Genomic DNA, 3,661 nt, shown 5'->3' on the forward strand with positions numbered 1-3,661 from the left:
AGGCGAAGTCGGCCACCGAGGGCATCGTCAACGAGCTCCGCATCAACTGGGTGTGGATGCCGCCGTGGGGCCCCGACAAGATCACCGACGACGGCCGCGAGCAGCTCCGCGCGCTCGGCTTCAACGTCTGAGCACCGTCGTATCCACGGGACAGCCCGTCTCCCGGCCCCCTGGCCGGGAGACGGGCTGTCGCCGTATCACGGCCCGGGGCATCATGATCACATGAGTCTTTCGTTCTACACCGTGGTGATCGACGCCCGCGATCTGCGCGCCCAGGCCCGCTTCTGGTGCGAGGTGCTCGACTGGCGGATCGTCTTCGAGGCCGACGACGAGGTGGTCATCGGCAAGAACGCCGCCGCCGAGCCGGGGTTCTGCTTCGTGCCGGTGCAGGAGGGCAAGGCGGTCAAGAACCGGCTGCACATCGATCTCAACCCGGACGACCAGGCCGCCGAGGTCGAACGCCTGATCGCGCTGGGCGCCCGGCGGGCCGACGTGGGCCAGGGCCCGGACGTGACGTGGGTGGTCCTGGAGGACCCCGAGGGCAACGAGTTCTGTGTCCTCAGCCCGAAGCGCTCGCTGACGGGCTGAGCTCCGGCCCCCGCCTCACGCCATCCAGAAGAAGACCGCGGTCATCCGCTTCTCCTCCAGCGTCCGCCCCCAGTAACCGGTCGCGCTGTGCATCATGTTGGCGGTGTAGAGGAGCAGCCGGTTGTGGCGGTGCGGCACGCGCACGTCCTCGGTGAAGGAGTCCGGCGGGACGAACCGCGTGCCCAGGGCGTCCACCAGGTTGTTGTGCGGCGCCGTCACCATGTTCCCGCCGAGCCTGCCGCCGGGCAGGTTCTGCCGGTAGAAGCTGGTGCCGCAGTCCTTGGGGACGCGCGGATTGAGGTAGAGCACCGCCGCGTACCGGCACAGCGCCCGGGAGTCGGTGTGCGGCCGGGGCTCGCACTCGCCCTCGCCGACGACCTGCACGCAGTTGTGGTTGAGCGTGCCGCCGCCGGGCGCCGACTGCACCCAGAGCCTGGCGGCCCCGGTGGCCTTGCGCACCAGCCGCTCGACCCGGGCCAGCTCCCCGGGCTCCAGGCCCGGCATCGCCCGCAGCCCCGGCCAGCTCTCCGGCTTGTGGGGGTATCCCTCGATCCAGTCGTCCTTCGCCAGGCAGCGCTCCCGCACGGCGTCCGCGTCGGGCAGGACGTCGTCCAGCACCCAGTAGTCCCGGCCGCGCGTGGGCTTGCGGTAGGGCAGGACGGGGAGGGCCGGGTTTCCGGCGGATCCGGGGGACATACGACGGAGGGTAGCCGCGGCAACTTCCAGGGCTCGCCCGCCGTTTGGTCAACGTCGCGTCAAGATGGCATGTTCATGGAAATGTCGTCGGAATTGCGGTGCGGGCGCTCCGGTTCGCCTAGACCAGGCCCCTCCGGTTAGGTTTTCCGACATGACCGACGCTGTTGCTCCCCGCACCACCGGCGCCGTCGGCGCCGGCCTCGCCACGATCACCGAGGACGGGACCGTTCTCGACACCTGGTTCCCGGCCCCCGAGCTGGTCGAGGCCCCCGGCCCGGCCGGCACCGAGCGGCTGGACGCCGAGCGCGCCGCCGAGCTGCTGGGCGAGGACGTCCTCAAGGCCGTCGGCCCGGACCCGCGCCGCGGCGTCGAGGTCGTCGCCGTCCGCACGGTCATCGCCTCGCTCGACGACAAGCCGCTCGACACCCACGACGTGTACCTGCGCCTGCACCTGCTCTCCCACCGCCTGGTCCGGCCCCACGGCCAGAACCTGGACGGCGTCTTCGGCCTGCTGGCGAACGTGGCCTGGACCTCGCTCGGTCCCGTCGCGGTCGACCGGGTCGAGGCCGTGCGTCTGCGCGCCCGCGCCGAGGGCCTGCACCTCCAGGTGACCAGCATCGACAAGTTCCCGCGCATGACCGACTACGTCGCCCCGTCCGGCGTCCGCATCGGCGACGCCGACCGCGTCCGCCTCGGCGCGCACCTCGCGTCCGGCACGACCGTCATGCACGAGGGCTTCGTCAACTTCAACGCCGGCACGCTCGGCACCTCCATGGTCGAGGGCCGCATCAGCGCCGGCGTGGTCGTCGGCGACGGCTCCGACATCGGCGGCGGCGCGTCGATCATGGGCACCCTGTCCGGCGGCGGCAAGCAGATTGTCTCCATCGGCGAGCGCTGCCTGCTCGGCGCGCAGGCCGGCATCGGCATCGCGCTGGGCGACGACTGCATCGTCGAGGCCGGCCTGTACGTGACCGCGGGCACCCGCGTCACGCTGCCGGACGGCGAGATCGTCAAGGCCGTCGAACTCTCCGGCGCCTCCAACCTGCTCTTCCGCCGCAACTCCACCACCGGCCGCGTCGAGGCCCTGCCCCGCTCCGGCTCCTGGGGCGGTCTGAACGCGGCGCTGCACAGCAACGACTGAGCCCCCGGCCCCACCGCGCCCGAGCGGTCGTACGGTGCGTCAACCTCGCCCGTACGGCCGCTCTGGCGTATCCGGGGGCGGCTGGGCCACCATGAGAAGCCGTTCGGCATCCACCGGAAGCGAGCAGCATCACGGGAGGGCGTCATGAGGCTCGGTAAACCACTCGCCGTCGGGTTCGCGGAGGAGACGGCCGGGGAGCGGGACGCGCACACCGGCGAGGCGCCCGAGCGGGAGCCGGCCGCCCGGGCGGAGGACGCCCTTCCGGCGGAAGCCGTGCCGGCCGGGCGATGAGGCTGCGGCTGCCCCAGGAACGCCCGGCGCGGCCACCGGCCGGCTACAAGATCGCGTATCCGGTGCTGGACCGGGACGGCACCCGGGCCGGTTTCACCGGTGTCTCCCTCGGCGGCGGCTCACCGTACGGCGTGCTGGACGACGCGCGCTGCGTCTACGGGCGCCGGCACGCCTGCCCGGCCCGCCGCTGCGACTGCGGGTTCCACTGCCTGCACACGCTCTCCGAGGCGCGCGGCCTCATCTGCGTCGGTGCCCACCGGCGCGCCGTGGTCCTGGAGGTGAGCGTGCTGGGGGCGTACATCCGCTACGAGCGCGGGATGCGCTACGCCCGCCAGCGCGTGCGCACCGTCCGCGTCGGCCCGTGCGCCGCCTGCGGGCGGCCGGCTACGCGCCTCGCCGACGCGGGGTGGGGGCGGCCCGGATGGTGGGCGCTGGCGGCCGACTGCGGCGGGTGCGCGCCGGGGCGGACGAGCGTGACGTTCGCGGACTTCGGCCGGCTGGCCGGCGAGCCGCTGACGATCGTCACCGAGCCGGGGGAGAACCGCCCGGGGGCGCCCGGCGGGATCGGCGACCTCATGGCGGAGGCCGCCCTGCTCCAGGCCCGGCTCGACTGGTTCCAGGGTCAGCTCGCCAGGCTGACCGGCGACAGCGGCCCCACGGCCGCCTCGTAGGCCGCGACCAGCGCCTCGGTGCGCGCGTTGTCCGCCGCCAGCAGCGGCGCCCGGACCGGACCGGCCGGCAGGCCCAGCGCGCCGAGCAGCGCCTTGGCCGTCACCGTGCCCGGCAGGCCGGCGGCCATCATCGCCTCGGTCAGCGGCAGGGAGCGCTGGTGCGCGGCCGTGGCCGCGGCGGTGTCCCCCCGGTCGTAGGCGTCCAGGGCCGCGGCCATCAGGGGGCCCGCGACGTTGGCGACCGTACTGACGTAGCCGGCCGCGCCGATCGACC

The 3,661-nt window shown here is 73.7% G+C and carries 6 protein-coding genes and 1 pseudogene; 5 read left to right on the top strand and 2 right to left on the bottom strand.

The features are described from left to right. Together AB0K09_RS31195 and AB0K09_RS31200 are read left to right on the top strand one after the other, a co-directional pair. Window positions 1-131: pseudogene (locus tag AB0K09_RS31195) on the top strand (metal-sulfur cluster biosynthetic enzyme); the annotation flags it as partial. A 91-nt stretch (window positions 132-222) separates the two neighbouring features. Further along, complete coding sequence (locus AB0K09_RS31200) at window positions 223-588, top strand: VOC family protein (RefSeq protein WP_366068759.1); 366 nt, start codon at window positions 223-225, stop codon at window positions 586-588. Between the two features lie 15 nt (window positions 589-603). Here the strand turns inward: AB0K09_RS31200 and AB0K09_RS31205 are convergent, their stop codons facing one another. After that, window positions 604-1,284 carry a DUF6445 family protein gene (locus AB0K09_RS31205; protein ID WP_366068760.1) on the bottom strand — a complete coding sequence of 227 codons (681 nt, stop codon included), beginning with the start codon at window positions 1,282-1,284 and terminating at the stop codon, window positions 604-606. Between the two features lie 151 nt (window positions 1,285-1,435). Here AB0K09_RS31205 and dapD point away from each other — a divergent pair, with 151 nt between their 5' ends. The 3 genes from dapD (at window position 1,436) to AB0K09_RS31220 (ending at window position 3,387) form a co-directional block, all read left to right on the top strand. Then, window positions 1,436-2,425: a 2,3,4,5-tetrahydropyridine-2,6-dicarboxylate N-succinyltransferase gene (gene dapD / locus AB0K09_RS31210; RefSeq protein ID WP_366068761.1), complete on the top strand. Its 990-nt coding sequence runs from the start codon at window positions 1,436-1,438 to the stop codon at window positions 2,423-2,425. Window positions 2,426-2,569: 144 nt separating this feature from the next. Then, window positions 2,570-2,716 carry a hypothetical protein gene (locus AB0K09_RS31215; RefSeq protein WP_366068762.1) on the top strand — a complete coding sequence of 49 codons (147 nt, stop codon included), beginning with the start codon at window positions 2,570-2,572 and terminating at the stop codon, window positions 2,714-2,716. After that, on the top strand, window positions 2,713-3,387 hold the full coding sequence (locus AB0K09_RS31220) for a hypothetical protein (RefSeq protein WP_366068763.1): 675 nt from the start codon (window positions 2,713-2,715) through the stop codon (window positions 3,385-3,387). Before AB0K09_RS31215 ends, AB0K09_RS31220 begins: the two co-directional genes overlap by 4 nt. Here the strand turns inward: AB0K09_RS31220 and AB0K09_RS31225 are convergent. Beyond that, a partial coding sequence (locus AB0K09_RS31225; protein WP_366068764.1) for a dihydrodipicolinate synthase family protein occupies window positions 3,339-3,661 on the bottom strand: 323 nt, incomplete at its 5' end. The genes AB0K09_RS31220 and AB0K09_RS31225 overlap by 49 nt on opposite strands.

Source organism: Streptomyces sp. NPDC049577 (assembly GCF_040675635.1).
In the GTDB taxonomy this organism is placed as follows: domain Bacteria; phylum Actinomycetota; class Actinomycetes; order Streptomycetales; family Streptomycetaceae; genus Streptomyces.

Coding starts and splice junctions, on each gene's coding strand:
- AB0K09_RS31220 (WP_366068763.1), top strand. CDS start 2,713: ATGAGGCTGCGGCTGCCCCAGGAACGCCCGGCGCGGCCACCGGCCGGC.
- AB0K09_RS31200 (WP_366068759.1), top strand. CDS start 223: ATGAGTCTTTCGTTCTACACCGTGGTGATCGACGCCCGCGATCTGCGC.
- AB0K09_RS31215 (WP_366068762.1), top strand. CDS start 2,570: ATGAGGCTCGGTAAACCACTCGCCGTCGGGTTCGCGGAGGAGACGGCC.
- AB0K09_RS31205 (WP_366068760.1), bottom strand. CDS start 1,284: ATGTCCCCCGGATCCGCCGGAAACCCGGCCCTCCCCGTCCTGCCCTAC.
- dapD (WP_366068761.1), top strand. CDS start 1,436: ATGACCGACGCTGTTGCTCCCCGCACCACCGGCGCCGTCGGCGCCGGC.